At 57.7% G+C, this 16,230-nt stretch carries 31 protein-coding genes; 30 read left to right on the top strand and 1 reads right to left on the bottom strand.

Going from position 1 to position 16,230, the window contains the following annotated elements:
• Positions 1-98: 98 nt before the first annotated feature.
• The 30 genes from rpsJ (at position 99) to rplQ (ending at position 14,416) form a co-directional block, all read left to right on the top strand.
• The gene (rpsJ, locus tag HMPREF9334_RS07790; RefSeq protein ID WP_006695835.1) at positions 99-410 is read left to right on the top strand and encodes a 30S ribosomal protein S10; all 312 of its coding nucleotides are present in this window, start codon (positions 99-101) and stop codon (positions 408-410) included.
• Positions 411-425: 15 nt separating this feature from the next.
• Positions 426-1,079: a 50S ribosomal protein L3 gene (gene rplC, locus HMPREF9334_RS07785; protein WP_039957430.1), complete on the top strand. Its 654-nt coding sequence runs from the start codon at positions 426-428 to the stop codon at positions 1,077-1,079.
• An 18-nt stretch (positions 1,080-1,097) separates the two neighbouring features.
• The gene (gene rplD, locus HMPREF9334_RS07780; RefSeq protein ID WP_006692917.1) at positions 1,098-1,721 is read left to right on the top strand and encodes a 50S ribosomal protein L4; all 624 of its coding nucleotides are present in this window, start codon (positions 1,098-1,100) and stop codon (positions 1,719-1,721) included.
• Complete coding sequence (gene rplW, locus HMPREF9334_RS07775) at positions 1,721-2,002, top strand: 50S ribosomal protein L23 (protein WP_006692916.1); 282 nt, start codon at positions 1,721-1,723, stop codon at positions 2,000-2,002. Before rplD ends, rplW begins: the two co-directional genes overlap by 1 nt.
• 20 nt (positions 2,003-2,022) lie before the next feature.
• Positions 2,023-2,850 (top strand): 50S ribosomal protein L2, encoded by an 828-nt coding sequence (rplB, locus tag HMPREF9334_RS07770; protein WP_006692915.1) that lies wholly within the window; start codon positions 2,023-2,025, stop codon positions 2,848-2,850.
• A gap of 122 nt (positions 2,851-2,972) precedes the next feature.
• Positions 2,973-3,254: a 30S ribosomal protein S19 gene (gene rpsS, locus HMPREF9334_RS07765; RefSeq protein ID WP_006307562.1), complete on the top strand. Its 282-nt coding sequence runs from the start codon at positions 2,973-2,975 to the stop codon at positions 3,252-3,254.
• Between the two features lie 18 nt (positions 3,255-3,272).
• Positions 3,273-3,611 carry a 50S ribosomal protein L22 gene (rplV, locus tag HMPREF9334_RS07760; protein WP_006307561.1) on the top strand — a complete coding sequence of 113 codons (339 nt, stop codon included), beginning with the start codon at positions 3,273-3,275 and terminating at the stop codon, positions 3,609-3,611.
• A 16-nt stretch (positions 3,612-3,627) separates the two neighbouring features.
• On the top strand, positions 3,628-4,299 hold the full coding sequence (gene rpsC / locus HMPREF9334_RS07755) for a 30S ribosomal protein S3 (protein ID WP_006692914.1): 672 nt from the start codon (positions 3,628-3,630) through the stop codon (positions 4,297-4,299).
• Positions 4,299-4,736, top strand: a complete 438-nt coding sequence (rplP, locus tag HMPREF9334_RS07750; protein ID WP_006692913.1) for a 50S ribosomal protein L16 — start codon at positions 4,299-4,301, stop codon at positions 4,734-4,736. Before rpsC ends, rplP begins: the two co-directional genes overlap by 1 nt.
• Positions 4,726-4,917: a 50S ribosomal protein L29 gene (gene rpmC, locus HMPREF9334_RS07745; RefSeq protein ID WP_006307553.1), complete on the top strand. Its 192-nt coding sequence runs from the start codon at positions 4,726-4,728 to the stop codon at positions 4,915-4,917. Before rplP ends, rpmC begins: the two co-directional genes overlap by 11 nt.
• 51 nt (positions 4,918-4,968) lie before the next feature.
• Entirely contained in the window at positions 4,969-5,226 is a 258-nt protein-coding gene (gene rpsQ, locus HMPREF9334_RS07740) for a 30S ribosomal protein S17 (protein ID WP_006307552.1), read from the top strand.
• Between the two features lie 15 nt (positions 5,227-5,241).
• Complete coding sequence (gene rplN, locus HMPREF9334_RS07735; RefSeq protein WP_006692912.1) at positions 5,242-5,610, top strand: 50S ribosomal protein L14; 369 nt, start codon at positions 5,242-5,244, stop codon at positions 5,608-5,610.
• A gap of 15 nt (positions 5,611-5,625) precedes the next feature.
• A complete protein-coding gene (rplX, locus tag HMPREF9334_RS07730) occupies positions 5,626-5,952 on the top strand; it encodes a 50S ribosomal protein L24 (protein WP_006692911.1) in 327 nt (108 codons plus the stop codon).
• A gap of 27 nt (positions 5,953-5,979) precedes the next feature.
• The gene (rplE, locus tag HMPREF9334_RS07725) at positions 5,980-6,519 is read left to right on the top strand and encodes a 50S ribosomal protein L5 (protein WP_006307549.1); all 540 of its coding nucleotides are present in this window, start codon (positions 5,980-5,982) and stop codon (positions 6,517-6,519) included.
• Between the two features lie 19 nt (positions 6,520-6,538).
• Positions 6,539-6,724 carry a type Z 30S ribosomal protein S14 gene (locus HMPREF9334_RS07720; protein ID WP_006307548.1) on the top strand — a complete coding sequence of 62 codons (186 nt, stop codon included), beginning with the start codon at positions 6,539-6,541 and terminating at the stop codon, positions 6,722-6,724.
• 30 nt (positions 6,725-6,754) lie between these two features.
• A complete protein-coding gene (gene rpsH, locus HMPREF9334_RS07715) occupies positions 6,755-7,153 on the top strand; it encodes a 30S ribosomal protein S8 (RefSeq protein WP_006307547.1) in 399 nt (132 codons plus the stop codon).
• A gap of 22 nt (positions 7,154-7,175) precedes the next feature.
• Positions 7,176-7,727, top strand: coding sequence for a 50S ribosomal protein L6 (rplF, locus tag HMPREF9334_RS07710; RefSeq protein WP_006692910.1), 552 nt, complete (start codon positions 7,176-7,178; stop codon positions 7,725-7,727).
• Between the two features lie 21 nt (positions 7,728-7,748).
• Positions 7,749-8,108, top strand: coding sequence for a 50S ribosomal protein L18 (gene rplR / locus HMPREF9334_RS07705; RefSeq protein WP_006692909.1), 360 nt, complete (start codon positions 7,749-7,751; stop codon positions 8,106-8,108).
• A gap of 12 nt (positions 8,109-8,120) precedes the next feature.
• A complete protein-coding gene (gene rpsE / locus HMPREF9334_RS07700; RefSeq protein ID WP_006692908.1) occupies positions 8,121-8,627 on the top strand; it encodes a 30S ribosomal protein S5 in 507 nt (168 codons plus the stop codon).
• 15 nt (positions 8,628-8,642) lie between these two features.
• The gene (rpmD, locus tag HMPREF9334_RS07695; RefSeq protein WP_006692907.1) at positions 8,643-8,828 is read left to right on the top strand and encodes a 50S ribosomal protein L30; all 186 of its coding nucleotides are present in this window, start codon (positions 8,643-8,645) and stop codon (positions 8,826-8,828) included.
• Positions 8,829-8,847: 19 nt separating this feature from the next.
• Positions 8,848-9,291: a 50S ribosomal protein L15 gene (rplO, locus tag HMPREF9334_RS07690; protein WP_006692906.1), complete on the top strand. Its 444-nt coding sequence runs from the start codon at positions 8,848-8,850 to the stop codon at positions 9,289-9,291.
• A gap of 1 nt (position 9,292) precedes the next feature.
• Positions 9,293-10,549, top strand: a complete 1,257-nt coding sequence (gene secY / locus HMPREF9334_RS07685) for a preprotein translocase subunit SecY (RefSeq protein WP_006692905.1) — start codon at positions 9,293-9,295, stop codon at positions 10,547-10,549.
• A gap of 17 nt (positions 10,550-10,566) precedes the next feature.
• Positions 10,567-11,211: an adenylate kinase gene (locus tag HMPREF9334_RS07680; RefSeq protein WP_006692904.1), complete on the top strand. Its 645-nt coding sequence runs from the start codon at positions 10,567-10,569 to the stop codon at positions 11,209-11,211.
• 18 nt (positions 11,212-11,229) lie between these two features.
• Positions 11,230-11,448: a translation initiation factor IF-1 gene (infA, locus tag HMPREF9334_RS07675; RefSeq protein WP_006307539.1), complete on the top strand. Its 219-nt coding sequence runs from the start codon at positions 11,230-11,232 to the stop codon at positions 11,446-11,448.
• A gap of 87 nt (positions 11,449-11,535) precedes the next feature.
• On the top strand, positions 11,536-11,649 hold the full coding sequence (rpmJ, locus tag HMPREF9334_RS07670) for a 50S ribosomal protein L36 (RefSeq protein WP_006307538.1): 114 nt from the start codon (positions 11,536-11,538) through the stop codon (positions 11,647-11,649).
• 14 nt (positions 11,650-11,663) lie between these two features.
• Positions 11,664-12,032 carry a 30S ribosomal protein S13 gene (rpsM, locus tag HMPREF9334_RS07665; protein WP_006307537.1) on the top strand — a complete coding sequence of 123 codons (369 nt, stop codon included), beginning with the start codon at positions 11,664-11,666 and terminating at the stop codon, positions 12,030-12,032.
• A gap of 15 nt (positions 12,033-12,047) precedes the next feature.
• Positions 12,048-12,440: a 30S ribosomal protein S11 gene (gene rpsK / locus HMPREF9334_RS07660; RefSeq protein WP_006307536.1), complete on the top strand. Its 393-nt coding sequence runs from the start codon at positions 12,048-12,050 to the stop codon at positions 12,438-12,440.
• Positions 12,441-12,460: 20 nt separating this feature from the next.
• Entirely contained in the window at positions 12,461-13,054 is a 594-nt protein-coding gene (gene rpsD / locus HMPREF9334_RS07655; RefSeq protein WP_006692902.1) for a 30S ribosomal protein S4, read from the top strand.
• Positions 13,055-13,104: 50 nt separating this feature from the next.
• Positions 13,105-14,064 carry a DNA-directed RNA polymerase subunit alpha gene (locus tag HMPREF9334_RS07650; RefSeq protein WP_006692901.1) on the top strand — a complete coding sequence of 320 codons (960 nt, stop codon included), beginning with the start codon at positions 13,105-13,107 and terminating at the stop codon, positions 14,062-14,064.
• A 19-nt stretch (positions 14,065-14,083) separates the two neighbouring features.
• The gene (gene rplQ, locus HMPREF9334_RS07645) at positions 14,084-14,416 is read left to right on the top strand and encodes a 50S ribosomal protein L17 (protein ID WP_006692900.1); all 333 of its coding nucleotides are present in this window, start codon (positions 14,084-14,086) and stop codon (positions 14,414-14,416) included.
• Positions 14,417-14,469: 53 nt separating this feature from the next.
• Here the strand turns inward: rplQ and HMPREF9334_RS07640 are convergent, their stop codons facing one another.
• Positions 14,470-16,230 carry an Rqc2 family fibronectin-binding protein gene (locus HMPREF9334_RS07640; RefSeq protein ID WP_039957424.1) on the bottom strand — a complete coding sequence of 587 codons (1,761 nt, stop codon included), beginning with the start codon at positions 16,228-16,230 and terminating at the stop codon, positions 14,470-14,472.

Below are 16,230 nucleotides of genomic sequence, written 5' to 3'. Positions count from 1 at the left end.
TGCGATGACATGGCAGATGGCTATGCCCCGAGGGGGCAGAGGGAACTGCCGTGGAGAAATGTTTGGGGCGAGACCCCGGACGAAGGAGGAAAACTACTTTGGCGAAACAGCAGAAAATCAGAATTCGTTTGAAGGCCTACGACCACAAGGCTCTCGATCAGAGTGCGGCGAAGATCGTCGACACGGCAAAGAAGACGGGTGCAATGGTCTCAGGTCCCATTCCACTTCCGACGGAGAAGAATGTCTACACGATTCTCCGTTCTCCGCACGTCAACAAGGACTCGCGCGAGCAGTTTGAGATGCGCACGCACAAGCGTCTCATCGACATCCTGCAGCCGACGAACAAGACGGTCGATTCGCTCATGCGTCTCGATCTGCCTGCCGGCGTTGACATCGAGATTAAGCTCTAATAGGAGGTGGAAGCCTTGGCTAAGGCTATTTTAGGAAGAAAACTGGGCATGACCCAGATCTTCACAGAGGAAGGCCGCGTCGTTCCCGTGACGGTCGTTGAGTCCGGCAACAACTTCGTGCTCCGGAACAAGACCGACGAGACGGACGGCTATAACGCTGTGCAGCTCGGGTTTGGCGATATCAAGGAGAAGAACGTCACGAAGCCGCTCAAGGGTCAGTTTGAGAAGGCGGGCGTGAAGGCAGTGCGCTTCATTCGTGAGATGCGTCTTGCTGCTCCTTCCGAATACAATGTTGGTGACACGATCGGCGTCGACATCTTCGCTGCGGGCGATCTCGTCGATGTGGTCGGTACGTCCAAGGGCAAGGGCTTCGCGGGCGGCATCAAGCGTCACAACTTCGCACGCGGCCCCATGGGGCACGGCTCGAAGTCACACCGTGAGCCGGGCTCGACGGGTGCGATGATCTCCGGTCCCGGCGGACGCGTCCTCAAGGGCAAGAAGCTCCCCGGCCGTATGGGCGGCGAGCGTGTCACGGTGCAGCGTCTGACGATTGTCCGCGTGGACAGTGACCGCAACCTCATCCTTATCAAGGGCGCGATTCCGGGCCCGAAGAAGGGATTTGTCGTAATCAAAGATACCGTTAAGCCTGCAAAGGCAGCGAAAGAATAAGGAAGGGGGAATCGCAGCATGGCGAATGTAGCAGTATATGATATGTCGCACAACCAGGTTGGCGAGATCAGCCTCAGCGACGAGTTCTTCAATGTCGAAATGAATGCCGGCCTCCTTCATCAGGCGGTTGTCCTCCAGCTCGCATCGCAGCGTCTCGGCACCCATGCCACGAAGACGCGCGGTCTCGTGCGCGGCGGCGGACGCAAGCCCTGGCGTCAGAAGGGCACGGGTCGTGCCCGTGCAGGTTCGACGCGCAGCCCGTTGTGGGTTGGCGGCGGTACGGTCTTTGGCCCGCATCCGCGCAAGTACGGCTTTACGATGCCGCGCAAGCAGCGTCGTCTTGCCCTCAAGTGCGCGCTGTCGGACAAGGTTCGTACGGGCGATTTCATCGTCCTCGACCAGCTCGACTTCGAGGCACCGAAGACGAAGGCAGCCGTGAAGCTCCTGAGCGATTTCGGTGTGAATGCAAAGAGCCTCTTCATCACGGCGGACGAAGCTGTGAATGTGGAGCGTTCCACCAGCAATATTCCGGGTGTAAAAGCCATCACGGCGCGTGGAATCAATGTCTATGACATTCTCCATCACGACAAACTCTTCATTACGAAGGATGCCATCACCCGTATCGAGGAGGTATTCGCATAATGGACGCACGTGATATTCTCGTACGCCCGCTCATCACGGAGCGGACGACGCAGCTCATGGCTGAAGGCAAATACGTCTTCGTTGTTGCAAAGGCTGCAAACAAGATCGAGATCGCAAAGGCGGTCTCGGAGATCTTCAAGGTGAAGGTCGCAAAGGTCAACACGGTCAACGTCATCGGCAAGACAAAGCGCATGGGCCGCACGCAGGGCAAGCGCCCGGACTACAAGAAGGCCATCGTGAAACTCGCGCCGGGCGAGAGCATCGAGTTCTTTGAAGGCTGAGACGAAAGGGAGGTACGAACGTGGCAGTAAAGAGTTTTAAGCCGTATTCTGCCGGCAGACGCTTCATGACGGTCTCTTCCTTCGATGAGATCACAACGGACAAGCCGGAGAAGTCCCTCACCGTCCGCCTGACGAAATCGGGTGGACGCAACCAGCAGGGCAAACTGACTGTGCGCCATCGCGGCGGCGGTCACAAGCGGCTCTATCGCATCATCGACTTCAAGCGCACGAAGGACGGGATCCCCGCCCGCGTCGCGACGATTGAATACGATCCGAACCGCAGCGCACGCATTGCGCTCCTGAACTACGCAGATGGCGAGAAGCGCTACATCCTCGCACCGAACGGCCTCAAGGTCGGCGATGTCGTGGAGTCGGGTGCCGAGGCTGACATCAAGCCGGGCAACGCGCTTCCGCTCAAGAATATCCCGCTCGGTACGGTGATCCATGCCGTCGAGCTCAAGATCGGCAAGGGCGCACAGCTCGTGCGCAGCGCGGGAGCATCCGCGCAGCTCATGGCAAAGGAAGGCGACTACGCTCTCCTCCGTATGCCGTCCGGCGAGATCCGCCGCGTGCATATCAACTGCCGTGCGACGATCGGGCAGGTCGGCAACCTCGAGCATGAGAACATCACCATCGGTAAGGCAGGCCGCAGCCGCTGGCTCGGACGCCGTCCGGAGACGCGCGGCATTGCGATGAACCCGAATGACCATCCGCATGGCGGCGGCGAAGGCCGTTCGCCGGTCGGACGCAAGAGCCCGATGACGAAGTGGGGCAAGATTGCGATGGGCAAGAAGACGCGCCGCAAGAAGAAGGCGTCGAATCGTCTGATTGTGCATCGTAGGAAGTAATAAGTAACTCATGAGGATAGCCCCTGCTTTTGGGGCATCCCTCTGGATTGCTGATTTAACACCGCAACTTGCAGATAGAACCTCGTCGGATTGATTACAGTCCGGCGAAAGGAGGAAAAACTTTGTCAAGATCGATTAAGAAAGGGCCTTTCGTCGCAGAGAGCCTGATGAAGAAGATCGATGCGCTCAACGAAAAGAACGAGAAGAAGGTTGTGCGCACATGGTCGCGCAGCTCGACGATCTTCCCGGATTTCGTCGGCCACACGATCGCTGTCCATGACGGACGCAAGCATGTCCCCGTCTACGTCACGGAGGATATGGTCGGACATAAGCTCGGCGAGTTTGCGCCGACACGTACATTCAAGGGTCACGCGGGCGAAGAGCGCAAGACCTCGCTGCGCTGATAGAGAGGAGGACGATTCGTGGCACAGGAAGTAAAGGCTACCGCCAAATACATCCGTATCGCACCGCGCAAGGTTCGCATTGTAATGAACCTCGTGCGCGGCAAGAGCGTTGCTGACGCTCTCGCGATCCTGAAGTTCACGCCGAAGGTCGGCGCGGACGCCGTGGAGAAGGTGCTCCGCTCTGCTGTTGCAAACGCGGAGAACAACTTTGACATGGATGTGGATCGACTGTTCATTTCCTCAGCTTTCGTTGACCAGGGACCGACGCTCAAGCGCATTCATCCGCGCTCGCGTGGACAGGCGTTCAAGATTTTGAAGCACACGTCCCACATCACGGTTGCCGTAAACGAAAAGTAATAGGGAGGGAAACAGTTTGGGTCAGAAAGTAAATCCCCATGGCATTCGCCTTGGCATCGTCAAGGACTGGGATGCCCGCTGGTATGCAGACAAGGATTTCGCGCAGAATCTGCACGAGGATATCAAGATTCGCGATTACCTCAAGAAGAGCCTCCAGACCGCAGGTGTTCCCCGCGTGGAGACGGAGCGCAGCAAGAACCGCCTGAAGCTCACGATCCATACGGCAAAGCCGGGCATGGTCATCGGACGCGGCGGCTCGGGCATCGAGCAGATCAAAGAGGGGCTCAAGAACCTCACCGAGAAGCGCGTTGACATCAATATTGCAGAGATCAAGCAGCCGGATCTCGACGCGACGCTCGTCGCCGAGAACATTGCGGCACAGCTTGAGCGCCGCATTGCCTTCCGCCGTGCGATGAAGCAGGCGGTCGGCCGCACGATGCGCCTCGGCGCGAAGGGCATCAAGATCGCCGTCAGCGGTCGTCTCGGCGGTGCGGAAATCGCACGCCGCGAGTCCTATCGCGAGGGCAGCATCCCCCTGCACACACTGCGTGCAGACATCGACTACGGAACGGCCGAGGCACATACGACGTATGGCCGTATCGGCATCAAGGTCTGGATCTTCAAGGGCGAGGTTCTCCCCGACAAGAAGCAGGCACCGAAGAACAATAAGGAAAGGAGCGAGGCGTAATGTTACTCCCAAAGCGCGTTAAGTACCGCAAGCAGTTCCGCGGACGCATGAAGGGCAAGGCACAGCGCGGCAACACGGTCAGCCACGGCCAGTATGGCCTCGTCGCTCTGGAGCCGGCATGGATCACGAACCGCCAGATCGAGGCTGCGCGTATCGCGATGACGCGTTACATCAAGCGCGGCGGTAAGGTCTGGATCAAGATTTTCCCGGACAAGCCGGTCACGGCGAAGCCGGCGGAGACCCGCATGGGTTCTGGTAAGGGCTCGCCCGAGTACTGGGTAGCCGTCGTGAAGCCGGGCCGTGTCCTCTTTGAGATGGACGGCGTGGCACGCGAGGTTGCGGCAGAGGCAATGCGCCTTGCCGGTCACAAGCTCCCGATCAAGACGAAGTTCGTCGTACGCGAAGAAGTAGAGGGCGGTGAAGTGAATGAAGGTTGATGAGATCCGCGGCCTGAGTGCCGACGAGCTCACGGAAAAACTCGCGTCGCTCAAGGAAGAGCTCTTTGGCCTCCGTTTCCAGCACGCCACAGGACAGCTCGACAACCCGATGCGTATCAAGGACGTAAAGAAGACGATTGCCCGCATCAAGACCATTCAGCGTGAGCAGGCAAACGCCTAAATCTAAATTACGGACATTTTATTGATACGCAGGAAGGAGGCTCATACACACATGAGCGATAGAAACGTACGCAAAGTGAGAGTCGGCAAGGTCGTGTCCGACAAGATGGACAAGACCGTTGTCGTTGCTGTCGAGGAGCTCGAGCAGCACAAGATGTATAAGAAGCCGGTTAAGAAGACGGTGAAGTTCCACGCGCATGACGAGAAGAACGATGCGCACGTCGGCGACCGCGTATCCATCATGGAGACGCGTCCGCTCTCGAAGACGAAGCGCTGGCGCGTGGTCGAAGTCGTTGAGCGCGCGAAGTAAGGAGGAACAGAATCAATGATACAGCAGGAAACAATCCTGAATGTCGGCGATAACACAGGAGCGAAGGAAATCCTCTGCATTCGCGTACTGGGCGGCTCGTACCGCAAGTATGCCAACATCGGCGATGTTATCGTCGCCTCCGTCAAGGCAGCATCGCCGGGCGGCACGGTGAAGAAGGGCGACGTCGTCAAGGCGGTTGTCGTCCGCAGCGTCAAGGGACTGCGCCGTCCGGACGGGTCCTACATCCGCTTCGACGAGAATGCGGCCGTCATCATCAAAGACGACCACACGCCGCGCGGAACGCGTATTTTCGGACCTGTTGCACGCGAACTGCGCGAGAAGGATTTCATGAAGATCGTCTCGCTCGCGCCCGAAGTTCTTTAAGGAGGAGGTGTTATTTTGTCGCTGGCAAAACTGAACGTCAAGAAGGGCGATACGGTCGTCGTTCTTTCCGGTAAGGATAAGGGCAAGCAGGGCAAGGTTCTCGAGGCTCAGCCGAAGAAGGGCAAGGTCATTGTCGAGGGCGTGAACAAGGTGAAGCGTCACACGAAGCCGAGCCAGAGTGCGCCGCAGGGCGGTATCATCACGAAGGAAGCACCGCTGTTCGCATCGAAGGTGCAGCTGGTCTGCCCCGCATGCGGCAAGGCGACGCGCGTTGCGCACCGCATCATCGGTGAGCGCAAGGTGCGCGCCTGCAAGAAGTGCGGCGAGCCCATCGAGCAGTAAGATTAGCGGAAAGGAGGAATACGCAAAGTGGAAAGACTCAAGGAAAAGTATCAGAAGGAAGTTGCGCCGGCTCTGACGGAGAAGTTTGGCTATAAGAACGTCATGCAGCTCCCAAAGGTCGAGAAGGTCATCATCAACATGGGCGTCGGCGAGGCTGTCGGCAACCCGAAGGCACTCGATGCCGCTGTGACAGATCTCACCGCTATCGCAGGGCAGAAGCCCCAGCTCACGCGTGCGAAGAAGTCGCTTGCCGCGTGGAAGCTTCGCGAGGGCATGCCGATCGGCTGCAAGGTGACGCTGCGCGGCACGCGTATGTATCAGTTCCTCGACAAGTTCATGAATGTCGCACTTCCGCGCGTCCGCGATTTCCGTGGGGTCAGCGAGAAGGCGTTCGACGGCCGCGGCAACTATGCTGTGGGTCTGCGCGAGCAGCTCATTTTCCCCGAAATTGACTACGACAAGATCGACAAGATTCGCGGCATGAACATCGTCATTGTTACGAGCGCGCATACGGACGAAGAGGCAAAAGAGCTCCTCCGTCTCATGGGTATGCCGTTCCGCGCGTAACGGGCTAGGAGGAACAACTGTGGCAAAGAAGGCAATGATTGAGAAGTGGAGCAAAGAGCCCAAGTTCTCGACACGCAAGTACAACCGCTGCAAGATCTGCGGACGTCCGCACGGCTACATCCGCAAGTTCGATATGTGCCGTATCTGCTTCCGTGAGCAGAGTTACAAGGGCGCCATCCCTGGTGTAACGAAGGCAAGCTGGTAATAACAATAGCAAAAAGGAGGATATCGATTCATGGCAATGACTGATCCTATTGCAGATATGCTGACCCGCATCCGCAACGCGAACTCGGTCTACCACGAGAGCGTGGCGATCCCCGGGTCAAAGGTCAAGACGGCAATCGCCGAGGTCTTGAAAAAGGAAGGCTTCATCAAGGACTACTCCTTCCAGGAGGACGGCAAGCAGGGCGTTCTCACCGTCACGCTGAAGTATGGAGCTAAGCGTGAGCACGTTATCTCCGGCCTGAAGCGCGTTTCCAAGCCCGGACTTCGTCAGTATGCAAAGCACGATGCGCTCCCGCGTGTCTACGGCGGCCTCGGTATCTCTGTGATCTCCACGTCGAAGGGGATCATGAGCGACAAGGACGCACGCAAGGCGGGACTCGGCGGCGAAGTTCTCGCATTCGTATGGTAATGCACAGGCAGGAGGTGTAACAATGTCAAGAATTGGAAGAGCACCGATTCACATTCCGTCTGGCGTTACCGTCACGGTCGGTGCGGATAATCTCGTGAAAGTGAAGGGCCCGAAGGGCGAGCTTTCGCGCGAGATCCATCCGGATATGAAAATAACCGTCGAGGAAGGTGTCGTAACCGTCACCCGTCCTTCGGACGATAAAATGCACAGGTCGCTCCACGGCCTTTCCCGCACGCTCATCAACAACATGGTGGTCGGTGTGTCGGAAGGCTTCACGAAGACCCTTGAGATCAGCGGCGTCGGCTATCGTGCGGCAAAGCAGGGCAAGAATCTGAACCTCTCGCTCGGCTTCTCTCATCCCGTTGTCGTTGAGCCGCCCGAGGGCATCACGTTTGAGTGCCCCTCTGCTACGGTCATCACGATCTCCGGCATCAACAAGGAAGTCGTCGGTCAGACTGCGGCCGAGATCCGTGCGCATCGTGAGCCGGAGCCGTACAAGGGCAAGGGCATCAAGTACGCCGGAGAGCATGTCCGCCGCAAGGAAGGCAAAGCCGGCGCGAAGGGCAAGAAATAAGAAGGAGAGGAGTGACACACTGTGCTTATCAAGCAGGATAAGAATAAGGCGCGCCAGAAGCGCCATCTGCGCGTGCGCAATCACATTGCGGGGACTGCGGCTCGTCCGCGCCTCAATGTATTCCGCAGCCTGAAGAACATCTACGCACAGATCATCGACGATGAAAAGGGCGTGACGCTCGTCTCCGCGAGCTCGAAGGACAAGGACTTCTCCCAGTACGGCGGCAACGTCGAGGCGGCCAAGGCAATCGGCGCCGCTGTTGCGAAGAAGGCTCTTGAGAAGGGCATCACCGAGGTCGTCTTTGACCGCGGCGGCTACATCTATCATGGCCGCGTCGCTGCTCTCGCTGAGGCGGCACGTGAGGCCGGTCTGAAATTCTAAAGGAGGGAAAGCATGGCTAGACATAACGAAAACGAGACGCCGGAGTTCGAGGAGCGTGTCGTATTCATCAACCGCGTATCGAAGGTTGTCAAGGGCGGCCGACGCTCCTCCTTCAGTGCACTTGTTGTCGTCGGCAACAAGAAGGGGAAGGTCGGCTTTGGCATGGGCAAGGCTGCCGAGGTGCCCGAGGCAATCCGCAAGGGCATTGAGGATGCCAAGAAGAGCCTGATCGAGGTTCCGCTGCGCGAGGAGCGCACGATCCCGCATGAGATCACGGGCATCTTTGGTGCCGGCCGTGTGCTTCTGAAGCCCGCCGCCAAAGGTACTGGCGTGATCGCCGGCGGCCCTGCGCGTGCGGTGCTCGAGCTTGCGGGTGTGCGTGACATCCTCACGAAGTCGCTCGGCTCGTCCAACCCGAACAACATGGTTCGCGCGACGATGGAAGGTCTCATCGGCCTCAAGAACCCCGCCGATGTAGCAGCACTCCGCGGCAAGACCGTGCGCGAGATTTTTGGCTGATAAGGAGGAACGAACATGGCAAAAGTCAGAGTAACGCTGACACGCAGCTTGATCGGTCGTCCTGAGACGCAGCGCAAGACTGTGAAATCGCTCGGACTGCGTAAGCGCAACTCCGTTACCGAGCTTCCCGACACGCCCGCCGTGCGTGGGCAGCTTCACAAGGTCTCCCACCTCATCACGGTGGAAGAGATTGCAGACTGAAGAGGGGAGGCAAACATCTATGAAACTGCATGAATTACAGCCCGCTGAGGGATCGCGTGTCACGCGCAAGCGTGTCGGCCGCGGCATCGGCTCGGGTATGGGCAAGACTTCGACGCGCGGCATGAAGGGGCAGAAGTCCCGTGCCGGCGGCGGTGTCCGCAGCGGCTTTGAGGGCGGTCAGATGCCTCTCTACCGTCGTCTTCCGAAGCGCGGCTTCAAGAACATCTGGGCAAAGACCTTTGCCGAGGTGAACGTCGGAAGCCTGAACTGCTTCGAGGATGGTGCGACGGTGGATCCCGTTGCACTCATCGAGGCGGGCATCCTCAAGAATGTCCGTGACGGCATCCGCATCCTTGGCGATGGCGAGCTCACGGCAAAGAACCTCACCGTACGCGCGCAGGGCTTTACGCAGGGCGCGGCGGAGAAAATTGCAGCGGCAGGCGGCAAAGTAGAGGTGATCTAAGGTGCTCCAAGCCCTTGGAAACATCTTTCAGATTCCGGAACTGCGCCAAAAGATCGTATTCACCCTCATCATGTTCGCCGTGTTCCGCATGGGGACGCACATCCCCGTGCCTGGCGTCGATCCGACGGCGATCGAGCAGCTCTTCGCACAGGGGACGCTGTTCGGTCTCCTCGATCTGTTCTCGGGTGGTGCGTTCAGTAAGTTTTCCGTCTTTGCAATGAGCATCACGCCCTACATCAACGCAGCCATCATCATCCAGCTGCTCAACGTCGTTGTACCGACGCTTGAACAGTGGTCGAAGGAAGGCGCGGAGGGGCACAAGAAGACGACGAAAGTCACGCGGTATCTTACGGTTGCGCTCGCATTCTTTCAGGCGATCGGTATGTCGATCGGTCTGAAGAGTGCGATCCTCAACCCGAACCCCGTGAACATCCTCATCATTGCAATCACCCTCACAGCGGGGACGGTGTTCCTCATGTGGCTGGGCGAGCAGATCACGGCAAACGGTGTCGGCAATGGGATATCACTCATCATCTTTGCCGGTATCGTCGCGGCACTGCCGAAGAACATCGGCACGATCTACGCCTACGTCAAGGCGGGCACGATCAGCTACTTCAGCGTGTTCGCGTTTGCCGTCATCGCACTTGCGATGATCGTCTTTGTCATCCACATCGAAACGGGCTTCCGTCGCGTTCCGATCACGTACGCAAAGCGTCTCGTGGGCGGCCGCGTGGGGAGCGGGCACTCGAGCCACATCCCGTTCAAGGTGAATCAGGCGGGTGTGATCCCGATCATCTTCGCCTCGTCGGTTCTGATGTTCCCGATTACGGTCGCACAGTTCATCGACGTACCGTGGGTCAAGACCGCAGCTGCGTATCTGGAGTGGGGCAAACCGCTTCAGACAACACTCTACGTTTTGATGATTATCTTCTTCACCTATTTCTACACATCGGTCACGGTGAAGATCACTGATATGGCAGACAATCTAAAGAAGTACGGCGGATTCGTCCCGGGGCTCAGACCCGGACAGGCGACGGCCGACTATCTTGACTACGTGCTGACACGCATCACGCTCGCGGGGGCGTTCTTCCTCGCATTCATCGCGGTACTGCCCAACATGGTGGCAGGTGCGACGAACATTCAGGGGGTGTACTTCGGCGGCACGGCTCTCCTCATTGTCGTGGGGGTTGCCCTCCAGACGATGAAGCAGATCGAGTCGATGGTTGTTATGCGCCACTACGAAGGCTTTATGAAATAACGTAAGGAGATAGAGCAATGCACATCATTTTGATGGGGCCTCCGGGTGCCGGCAAGGGTACACAGGCGGCAAATCTCGTAAAACGCTACGGTATTCTGCATATCTCCACGGGCGATATGTTTCGTGAAGCCGTAAAAGAGGGCACTCCGCTCGGCAAAGAGGCAAAGTCCTACATGGACGCGGGCAAGCTCGTCCCCGACGAGGTGACGATCGGCATTGTCCGCGAGCGTCTCAGTAAGCCGGACTGTCAGAAGGGCTTTATCCTCGATGGCTTCCCGCGCACGGTCGAGCAGGCGGATGCACTCACTGAGATTCTTGCGGATAACGGCATCAAGCTGACGGGGGTGCTGAACATCAATGTTCCCGCCGCCGATCTGATCGAGCGTGCCGTTGGCCGCCGGATCTGCAAGAGCTGCGGACATTCCTTCCATGTGAAGTTCAACCCGACGAAGGTTGAGGGTGTCTGCGATGACTGCGGCGGCACGACCTATCAGCGTGCCGACGACAGCGAGGAGACCATGAAGAGCCGTCTTTCCGTCTATGAATCCTCCACGCGCCCCCTTATCGACTACTACACGAAGGCGGGCGTCTACAAGGAGATCGACGGCAGACAGGACATCGCGAAGGTCGAGGCGGATCTCGCCGCCGTCCTTGAGGCGTAAAAGGAGCGAAAGGGAAGTATGTCAAAACAGGATGTCATCGAGGTAGAGGGAAGAGTTGTCGAGAAGCTTCCCAATGCGATGTTCCAGGTCGAACTTGAGAACGGACACGTTGTCCTGGCTCATGTTTCCGGAAAGATACGCATGAACTTCATCCGTATTCTGCCGGGCGACAAAGTGACCATCGAACTCACCCCGTACGATCTGACTCGTGGACGTATTACATATCGCTTCAAATAGTCCTGAAAATACTAGCCGAACCGCAAATTTTGTGCTAGAATAGAAAAGATCGACTTGAACCTAGGGAGACGGAAGGAGGCAAGCGCAGTGAAGGTAAGACCGTCTGTCAAGAAAATCTGCGAGAAATGCAAGATCATCAAGCGCAAAGGCCGTGTCATGGTCATTTGCGAGAACCCGAAGCATAAACAAAGACAAGGATAAAAGGAGGTGCACTTATGGCACGTATTGCCGGTGTAGATTTGCCCCGTGATAAGAGAATTGAGATTTCCCTGACGTACATCTACGGGATTGGCCTCACGACCGCGAAGAAGCTGCTTGCGATCGCGAACGTGAACCCCGATACTCGTACGCGCGACCTCACGGAGGATGAAGTCGTCAGACTTCGTGATGCCATCGACAAGAACGCCGTGGTGGAGGGCGACCTTCGCCGCGAAATTCAGATGAACATCAAGCGTCTCGTTGATATCGGCTGCTACCGTGGCCGCCGCCACCGTCTCGGCCTGCCTGTTCGCGGACAGAACACGAAGAACAACGCGCGCACACGCAAGGGCCCGAAGAAGGCCGTTGCAGGCAAGAAAAAGTAAAGGAGGCTTGTAGAGGTGGCTGTTAAGAAAACAACACGTTCCAAGAAAAAAGTTCGCAAGAACATAGAGTCGGGCGTTGCACACATCAGCTCGACATTCAACAACACGATCGTCACGCTCACCGATAAGAGCGGCAATGCCCTCTCGTGGGCGAGTGCCGGCGGTCTCGGCTTCCGTGGCTCGCGCAAGAGCACGCCGTTTGCAGCACAGATGGCTGCAGAGACGGCGGCAAAGGCTGCGATGGAGCACGGTCTGAAGTCCGTCGAAGTCTATGTCAAGGGACCCGGTGCAGGGCGTGAGGCGGCAATTCGCTCGCTGCAGGCAACCGGTCTCGAAGTCAACATGATCAAAGACGTGACCCCCATCCCGCACAACGGATGCCGTCCGCCGAAGCGTCGCCGCGTCTAACAGGAGGTGCATGAAACAACATGGCAATTGATAGAGTACCAGTTCTCAAGCGCTGCCGTGCCCTCGGTCTCGAGCCGGCTACACTCGGCCGCTCGCGCCAGTCGACGCGTCAGCTCCGCCGCACGAACCGCAAGGTCTCCGAGTACGGACTCCAGCTCAAGGAAAAGCAGAAGGCAAAGTTCATCTACGGTGTCCTCGAGCGTCAGTTCCGCGGCTACTATGACAAGGCGAAGAAGATGTCGGGCGTCACGGGTGAGAACCTGCTGAGCCTTCTCGAGCGTCGTCTCGACAACGTCGTCTTCCGCCTCGGGCTTGCCAACACGCGCCGTCAGGCACGTCAGCTCGTCCGCCACGGACATTTCACCGTGAATGGCAAGCGCGTTGACATTCCCTCCGCACTCGTTCGTGAGGGCGACGTGATCGAGGTCGCCGAGAAGAGCCGCGCGAGCGCGTTCTTCAAGGAACTCAAGGAGAGCAGCAACGCTCTTTCCGCTCCCGCATGGCTGACCGCCGATCAGGCAAATCTGACAGGCACGGTCACGCGTTTCCCCCATCGTGAGGAAATCGACGTGCCGGTCAACGAGCAGGCCATCGTCGAACTCTACTCCAAATAATGAATGTGAATGTGTCTGCATTACGCGTTTATTATGGAGGAGGCACATAGATGACAGATATCGAGAAACCGAAAATCGAGATCGCAGAGATCAGCGAGGACGGACGCTACGGGCGTTTCGTCTGCGAGCCGCTCGAACCGGGCTACGGTACGACGTTCGGCAACAGTCTGCGGCGTATGCTGCTCTCCTCACTGGATGGAGCAGCTGTTACCTCCATCCAGATCGACGGCGTCCTTCACGAGTTCTCCACCATTCCGGGTGTACGGGATGATGTGACGAGTATCGTGCTTGCCTTGAAGCAGCTCTGCATCCGTATGCAGGGAACAGAGCCGCATACCATCCGCATTGAAGCGGTGGGGGAGCGTGAGGTCACAGCAGCCGACATCGAATGCGGCAGCGACATCGAGATCCTGAATCCGGATCTTCACATCGCAACGCTGAATGCGACGGGCAAGCTCAAGATCGAGATGACCGTCGAGCGTGGGCGCGGCTATGTACCGGCGGACAAGAATAAGAAGTCGGATGACTCCATCGGGGTTATCCCTATCGACTCCATCTTCTCCCCTGTGCAGCGCGTCAACTACACGGTCGAGGACACGCGTGTCGGCAACGTTACCGACTACGACCGTCTCATTCTCGACGTGTGGACGAACGGCTCCATCCGTCCGGAGGAAGCCGTGAGCAAGGCGGCTGCGATCCTCGTCATGCACCTGCGTTTGTTCCAGAACATGGACGGCAACATCGTCGAGGAGGAGGAGGAAGTTCCGAACTTCCCGCCCGAGGAGGTCGACGACAGCGCGAAGGTGCTGGAGATGACCATCGACGATCTGGATCTTTCCGTCCGTTCCTTCAACTGCCTCAAGCGCGCCGGCATCAACACCGTTGCCGATCTCGCGCAGAAGACCGAGGATGACATGATGAAGGTGCGCAATCTCGGACGCAAGTCTCTGGATGAAGTGAAGAAAAAACTTGAGGAGCTTGGACTCTCCTTGAGACAGGAAAACGAATAACGATAGGAGTGGGAAACACATGAGAAAGCTCGGACGCAATTCCGCGGCCCGCAAGGCTCTCCTCAGGAGCATCCTCACATCCTTCTTCAAGTATGGACGCATTGAGACGACCGAGGCAAAGGCAAAGGAGCTCCGCTCCCTCGCCGACGGTCTCATCACGCTCGCCAAGCGCGGCGATCTCAGTGCGCGCCGTCAGGCTATCGCAGCTCTGGCAGAAGAGGATGTCGTGCGCAAGCTCTTCGGCGAAATCGCAGAGAAATACACGGATAAGAAGAGCGGCTACACCCGCATCTTGAAGCTCGGTCCCCGTCGCGGCGACGCCGCTCCGATGGCAATCATTGAGCTCGTGTAAGTGGTATCGTGAAAAAACTCCCGGAACGAAAGTTTCGGGAGTTTTTTGTTTCGTTATGTACTTGCCGTCGGATCTTGTGCCAATATTGGCACAAGCACATCCTCATCCTCTGTGACAAAGAGTGTTTTCTCGTTGATGAACCGGACGAAGCCGGGGACGGCCCCCGAGGGTTTCTTGACGAAGCGGACGGCGGTGTAGTCGACGGGGACGTTAGAGGAGCCGCACGCCTTGCTGAAATGGGCGGCAATCTGCGCGGCGAGGTGGAGGGATGCCTCACTCGGTTCGTCTCCGTTTGTCCGCAGAATGACGTGTGAGCCGGGAATGTCGCGGACGTGCAGCCAGATGTCCGTGGGGGCGGCGGTCTTAAATGTGAGTGTGTCGTTCTGGACATTGTTCTTGCCGACAAGAATGATACTGCCATCGGGGGCGGTGAAGGAGAATGGATGCGCACGGCGATCCTTGCTGCGCTTCGGCAGTTTTTCGTGGAGGTAGCCCGAGGTAATCAGCTCGTCCTGTATCTCTGCGATCTCTGCAAGACGCGTGGAGGAGTCGAGAGATGCCTCGATGCTCTCAAGGTGGCGGATGTTCGCCATGCAGTGCTCCTGTTGGACGGCGAGCAGCTGTTGGGCACGCTTCAGCTTGTCGTATTTCTTGTAGTACGCCTGCATGTTCGCGATGATACCGATGCGGCGATCGAGCGGAATCGTAATCGTTTCACCCGTCTCACTGTAGATGTTCGGGACGGTGATCTCGTCATCGGCGTGGTCGTTGTACTGATACTGATAGGTCATCAGGTTGTCGGCATAGATTTTTTGTTCCTCGGCATTCTCTGCCGCCGCAATCTCTGCGCCGAGCTTGTCATATTTCTCGCGTGCGCGCGTAAGCTCGGTGCGTACGAGACGGCGAAAGCGCTCGCGGTCGGGGATGATGTAGCTGCCGAGGCGTTTGTCCGCGTCGATCATCAGTGCACTGAGCGTGGGATAGGAGATGCGCTGCGTATTGGGAAGTTCGCTGAGGGGAAATGCCGCCATTGCCGTAACTTTGCTGTTCTCGTCCAGACGCAGGGAGGGCGAGGGCTCTTTCATCCATGTATGCAGCTCTGTGAGCGCGCGGGAGATTTCCGCAAAGTCTGATGAATCCAGTGCGGAAATGAGGATGTTTGGTGCAAGTCCCGCGAGAAAGCAGATCTCCTTTGCCGAGACGGGGCCAAAGCCGAGGACAGAGCCAATGAGAGCCTGAAAGAGTTTTGCCTCGCTGTCCGATTGTATGCGTGTGATAATATCGTCAATATTCGCCGTAAAGAGGTCGTATTTGTCCTGTACGGGGGGAAGGGTGTAGGGAATGCCCTTGAAGACGGTACGTACACGGCTCGTATTCTCGCCGATGCGGCGCAGTGCCTCGGTGATGATGCCGTCCTCGTGGAGAATGATGTTGCTGTATTTGCCGATGAGTTCGAGGGTGAGGGTGCGCGTTGTGATGCGCCCGCCGCCTGCAATCACGTCAATGTCGAGGTGGATGATGCGGTCACGTCCCTCCTGCCGCACGGCGGCGATGCGTCCCGTTTCGAGTTGTTTCCTGAGGAGCATGACGAAGGTTGGCGGCTCGGCGGGATTCTCGGGGGCATTTTCGATGAGATGTGCGGATGGGTTGCTTGCGTTGGTGTTGATATAGAGGAGCAGGTTTTTCCCCGGCTGGCGTACGGAGAGAACAATGGACTGTTTATTTGGCTGGTTGATTTTATCGATGCGCCCGCCCGTGAGTGCGTCCGCGAGTTCGCGTGCGAGGGCGGACATGGAGAAGCCGTCAAGGCTCAT

It is taken from the genome of Centipeda infelix ATCC 43532, from assembly GCF_000234095.1.
In the GTDB taxonomy this organism is placed as follows: domain Bacteria; phylum Bacillota; class Negativicutes; order Selenomonadales; family Selenomonadaceae; genus Centipeda; species Centipeda infelix.
This window is presented reverse-complemented; position numbering and strand designations above follow the sequence as displayed.

What these genes read in the sequence shown, in the direction of transcription:
- rplD (WP_006692917.1), top strand. Translation starts at nt 1,098, where the DNA reads ATGGCGAATGTAGCAGTATATGATATGTCGCACAACCAGGTTGGCGAG.
- rplW (WP_006692916.1), top strand. Translation starts at nt 1,721, where the DNA reads ATGGACGCACGTGATATTCTCGTACGCCCGCTCATCACGGAGCGGACG.
- rplP (WP_006692913.1), top strand. Translation starts at nt 4,299, where the DNA reads ATGTTACTCCCAAAGCGCGTTAAGTACCGCAAGCAGTTCCGCGGACGC.
- rpmC (WP_006307553.1), top strand. Translation starts at nt 4,726, where the DNA reads ATGAAGGTTGATGAGATCCGCGGCCTGAGTGCCGACGAGCTCACGGAA.
- rpsQ (WP_006307552.1), top strand. Translation starts at nt 4,969, where the DNA reads ATGAGCGATAGAAACGTACGCAAAGTGAGAGTCGGCAAGGTCGTGTCC.
- rplN (WP_006692912.1), top strand. Translation starts at nt 5,242, where the DNA reads ATGATACAGCAGGAAACAATCCTGAATGTCGGCGATAACACAGGAGCG.
- rpsH (WP_006307547.1), top strand. Translation starts at nt 6,755, where the DNA reads ATGGCAATGACTGATCCTATTGCAGATATGCTGACCCGCATCCGCAAC.
- rplF (WP_006692910.1), top strand. Translation starts at nt 7,176, where the DNA reads ATGTCAAGAATTGGAAGAGCACCGATTCACATTCCGTCTGGCGTTACC.
- rpsE (WP_006692908.1), top strand. Translation starts at nt 8,121, where the DNA reads ATGGCTAGACATAACGAAAACGAGACGCCGGAGTTCGAGGAGCGTGTC.
- rpmD (WP_006692907.1), top strand. Translation starts at nt 8,643, where the DNA reads ATGGCAAAAGTCAGAGTAACGCTGACACGCAGCTTGATCGGTCGTCCT.
- rplO (WP_006692906.1), top strand. Translation starts at nt 8,848, where the DNA reads ATGAAACTGCATGAATTACAGCCCGCTGAGGGATCGCGTGTCACGCGC.
- HMPREF9334_RS07680 (WP_006692904.1), top strand. Translation starts at nt 10,567, where the DNA reads ATGCACATCATTTTGATGGGGCCTCCGGGTGCCGGCAAGGGTACACAG.
- infA (WP_006307539.1), top strand. Translation starts at nt 11,230, where the DNA reads ATGTCAAAACAGGATGTCATCGAGGTAGAGGGAAGAGTTGTCGAGAAG.
- rpsM (WP_006307537.1), top strand. Translation starts at nt 11,664, where the DNA reads ATGGCACGTATTGCCGGTGTAGATTTGCCCCGTGATAAGAGAATTGAG.
- rpsD (WP_006692902.1), top strand. Translation starts at nt 12,461, where the DNA reads ATGGCAATTGATAGAGTACCAGTTCTCAAGCGCTGCCGTGCCCTCGGT.
- HMPREF9334_RS07650 (WP_006692901.1), top strand. Translation starts at nt 13,105, where the DNA reads ATGACAGATATCGAGAAACCGAAAATCGAGATCGCAGAGATCAGCGAG.
- rplQ (WP_006692900.1), top strand. Translation starts at nt 14,084, where the DNA reads ATGAGAAAGCTCGGACGCAATTCCGCGGCCCGCAAGGCTCTCCTCAGG.
- HMPREF9334_RS07640 (WP_039957424.1), bottom strand. Translation starts at nt 16,230, where the DNA reads ATGAGCCTTGACGGCTTCTCCATGTCCGCCCTCGCACGCGAACTCGCG.